Raw genomic sequence first — 3680 nt, 5'->3', positions numbered from 1 at the left:
CCCTGACGCCGTCGGCCACGAATTGCACCGCCAGCGCCGCCAGGATGACGCCGAGCAACCTGGTCAGGATCGAGCGGCCGGTCTGGCCGAGGATGCGGTCGATGCGTTCCGACAGCACGAACACCAGATAGGTGATGACGAGGCAGAGGAAGATGATGCCGACCAGCGCCGCCTGGGCGGCAAAGCCTTCGAAATGTCCCGACAACAGCACCGTCGCCGAAATCGCGCCGGGGCCGGCGATCAGCGGGATCGCCAGCGGGAAGGCGGCGATGTTGTGGATCATGTCCCTGGTGATGGCGACGTCGCCGATCTTCTCCTTGCGGTCCTGGCGGCGCTCGAACACCATTTCGAAGGCGATGAAGAAGAGCAGAAAGCCGCCGGCCACCCGAAAGGCCGGCAGCGTGATGCCGAACACCGACAGGATCGAGGCGCCGGCAATCGCAAACAGCGCCATCACCAGGAAGCCGATCACCGAGGCGCGTACCGAGACCTGCTGGCGTTCCTCGCGGTTCATGCCGCGCGTCACGGCGAGGAAGAGCGGCGCCAGCCCCGGCGGGTCGATGGTCACCAGGATGGTGACGAAGGCGTTGAACAGGCTGTCGAAACTCGGCATCGCTGGTTCCCCTCCCGCCGGGCGAAGCCCAGCCTCCGCAATTGGTAGAGCAAAGCCCGGGTGCTGGAAAGCGGAAGGAAATGGTGCGCGCGAAGCTGTGAAAGCAGGCAGGACAGCGCCCCCCTCTGTCCTGCCGGACATCTTCCCCACAAGGGGGGAGATTGGATGTCGCATCGGCCTTCGCCAATCACCGGCGTGCAGGAGGGGGCGCCATCGCTGAAACTGCCAATCTCCCCCCAAGTGGGGGAGATGCCCGGCAGGGCAGAGGGGGGCGCGAAGGATCGCTACGGCTCTTGTTTTGTACCGCTGCGATCTTCGGTAGTCATCAAGCTCTTACCCACCCGCCGCGCCAGGAATTCGACCTCCATCCGCCAGGTCGAGCCGCCGTCCTGCGAACGCTCGCCGAGCCAGCGGAACGAGTTTTCGGTGATGCGCGAAAAGCTCCAGCGCACCGAGGCACCGGTGCCGTCGGCGCCGATCTGGACGATCGTGTCGCCCTCGGCGCGGCCGAGCTGCCGGCTGTAATACTGGTTGCGCGGATCGCTCCAGAAGATGTGCCAGGCATCGGCGGCGGGATCGTAGACGCGCAATGTCGTGCCATAGAAGGTCCATGGCCCGAGCGACGGGGAGGGGCTGGCGTCTCGGGCGGGCAGGATCCAGACGTCCTGCACGGCCCTGCCTTCCAGAACCCAGCCGAAATGCACCTCGCCGCGCCCGGTGAGCCTTGTGCCATCCTCGAGGATGCGGGTGGCGTCGAATGTCCAGGCGCCGATAAAGCGGCCGTAGAGCTTCAGCTTTTCGGCGAGGTCTGGTTTGGGCCCGTCGCTGTGCAGGGCTTCGGCAAAGGAATCGGTCATTGTTGCTGCCTCGTTTGTCAGGAGAGGGCGAGCAATAGGGGCACGGCAGGGTTCGTCGCTTGGGAAAAATTGCTATCTTCGGGCATGACGACCGCGCAGAAAACTCTGGCTTCCGGGCCCGGCTGGCAGGTGTCCGACGTGGTCTGCACGGCGGCCGCCGGCGACAGGCCATTCGAGGAAGAGCATCGCGGATTCTGCGTCGCTGCGGTGACCAGGGGCGCGTTCCGCTATCGCACGCGCCAGGGCACGGCGATGCTGGCGCCGGGCGCCATCCTGCTCGGCAATCCCGGCGCCTGCTACGAATGCGGGCATGAGCACGGCGCCGGTGACCGCTGCCTCTCCTTCCATTTCTCGCAGGCCTATCTGGAGCGCGTCCTGGTCGACTTGCCGGGTGTGAAACGGCTCGGCTTCGCCGATCCGCGTCTGCCGCCCTTGCCGGCGCTGGCGCCTCTGCTCGCCGAGGCGGAAGCGGCGCGGGTAACGGGCGACGGCGACGCATTCGAGGAACTCGGCCTGCGCATGGCCGGCGCGGTGGTTGCGGCCGCGACCGGTTCTTCCAGGGCCGCCCGGACGCCCAGCCGCCGCGACCAGAAACGCGTTGCCGAAGCGGTGCGGCTGATCGAGCTCAACGCCGATCGACCCTTGTCGCTGACCGAGCTCGCCGACGGCGCGGCGACCAGCCCGTATCATTTCCTGCGCATTTTCCGGCACGTCGCCGGCATGACGCCCTATCAGTTCCTGCTGAGGACGAGGATGCACCGCGCCGCGGTGCGCCTGCGCGCGTCGGACGCCGCGATCTCGACGATCGCCTTCGATACTGGCTTCAACGACCTGTCGACTTTCAACCGCCGGTTCCGGCGCGAAATGGGGGAGGCGCCCAGCGCGTACCGGGCCAAGCGGACCGGCGCCGGATAGGTTTGCACTCAATCGTCCGTCGGACCGCACCAGCCGGGCAGGTAATCCGCATCCTTGCCTTTGGCCAGAACCAGTGCCTGCTTCATCGCCTTGTCGAAGTTCTTCGCAACCGCATCCTTATCGATTCGCCGGCGCAGGAAATCCGCCCAGATGAATTCGCTGAACGGCGTCGTGTCCTTGGCGTAGCCGCCCAGCCGGCGCAGCCCGCCCGCCATGCTCCGGTAAGGATCATCGACCAGCTCGCCGATGGTCTTTGGAATGGCCGAGTAATCACGGCGCCGGCCGTTCTCGTCGAAGGGGTGCATCCAACCGCGATTGTCCAGCACGAAGAAAAAGGCGTCCTTGTCGAGCGCGGACAGGTCGCTGATCACCGTCACCAGCACGTCCTTGACGCCCTCCTCGAGCAGGGCGCGGGCAAGATGATGGTGATCGGTGACGTAGTTGCGGTTTTTCGGACCGAGCACCACCGGCACCATGTGCCTGCCGAGAAAGACGCCGGTCTTCTTCCTGGCGTCCTGCGCCCGGATCATCTGGCGCTTCAACGCAACTTCCCTCATGCCGACCGTGATCTGCGTCGGCCTCAATTCCTCGACCGGGACCGGGGTGACTATGGGTTCTCGGGGGTCGATCATGGCATGCCATCCTGTTTCTTAAGCTGTGGTTTGCCCGGACCAAGTTTCTTGATCGCCGCGTCGACGCTGTGGAATATGCGCTCAGCGCCGACGATGTCAGCGATGCCGAACCGCTTGAGCGCGGCCTGGGCGCGCAGCGATTCCATGCGCGCGATAGCAAAGACCGCGCCTTTGTCGCGACAATGGCGGATGGTGTCGATCAGCGCCTGGGCGGCGGTATAGTCGATCTCGACGATGTTGCTGGCTTCCAGCACCACCAACTGCACGTCCTCGCTGGCGTCGATCAGGTCGCTCAAGCCGCGCTTGAACCGGTCGGCGTTGACGAAGGAAAGCGGCGCCTGGAACGCCGCCACGAGCACGCCGGAGCGCTGCTCGCCCGCGCTGGAACCGCTCGGCGGCCACCAGACCGACGTGCCCGGCACCTGTGCCAGCTCGATCGGCTCCGTGCGCGTCGAGCCCCAGATGCCGTGCAGCAACGACAGGCCGATGCCGATCGCGACGCCGGTTTCAATCGGCAGGACGACGATGGCGACCATGGTGATCAGGATCAGCGCGAACTCGACCGGCGCTTGGCGGTAGACGTTTGCGGCCACCCTCCAGCGCAGGATGCGCTGGGCCACATACATCAGCACGCCGGCCAGCGCCGCCTGCGGCACATCGGCG

General features: G+C 66.0%; 5 protein-coding genes. 1 reads left to right on the top strand and 4 read right to left on the bottom strand.

Going from position 1 to position 3680, the window contains the following annotated elements; translation table 11 throughout:
- Positions 1-613 (bottom strand): MarC family protein (locus EOD07_RS26575; RefSeq protein WP_164772552.1); only part of this gene is annotated, 613 nt, incomplete at its 3' end.
- Between the two features lie 284 nt (positions 614-897).
- Complete coding sequence (locus tag EOD07_RS26570) at positions 898-1470, bottom strand: hypothetical protein (protein ID WP_127237523.1); 573 nt, start codon at positions 1468-1470, stop codon at positions 898-900.
- An 84-nt stretch (positions 1471-1554) separates the two neighbouring features.
- Between EOD07_RS26570 and EOD07_RS26565 the strand changes: the two genes are divergently transcribed.
- Positions 1555-2385 carry an AraC family transcriptional regulator gene (locus EOD07_RS26565; RefSeq protein WP_127237522.1) on the top strand — a complete coding sequence of 277 codons (831 nt, stop codon included), beginning with the start codon at positions 1555-1557 and terminating at the stop codon, positions 2383-2385.
- Positions 2386-2393: 8 nt separating this feature from the next.
- On the opposite strand, the gene EOD07_RS26560 is transcribed toward EOD07_RS26565, so the two are convergent.
- Together EOD07_RS26560 and EOD07_RS26555 are read right to left on the bottom strand one after the other, a co-directional pair.
- Positions 2394-3017 carry a ParB-like protein gene (locus EOD07_RS26560; RefSeq protein WP_127237521.1) on the bottom strand — a complete coding sequence of 208 codons (624 nt, stop codon included), beginning with the start codon at positions 3015-3017 and terminating at the stop codon, positions 2394-2396.
- Positions 3014-3680: STAS domain-containing protein (locus tag EOD07_RS26555; RefSeq protein ID WP_164772551.1), on the bottom strand; the 667-nt coding region annotated here is incomplete at its 5' end. The genes EOD07_RS26555 and EOD07_RS26560, both read right to left, overlap by 4 nt.

The sequence above is a fragment of the Mesorhizobium sp. M2C.T.Ca.TU.002.02.1.1 genome, from assembly GCF_003997225.1.
The sequence above is the reverse complement of the archived record's forward strand: the minus strand, read 5'-3'. Positions and strand labels throughout refer to the sequence as shown.

Coding starts and splice junctions, on each gene's coding strand:
- EOD07_RS26570 (WP_127237523.1), bottom strand. CDS start 1,470: ATGACCGATTCCTTTGCCGAAGCCCTGCACAGCGACGGGCCCAAACCA.
- EOD07_RS26560 (WP_127237521.1), bottom strand. CDS start 3,017: ATGATCGACCCCCGAGAACCCATAGTCACCCCGGTCCCGGTCGAGGAA.
- EOD07_RS26565 (WP_127237522.1), top strand. CDS start 1,555: ATGACGACCGCGCAGAAAACTCTGGCTTCCGGGCCCGGCTGGCAGGTG.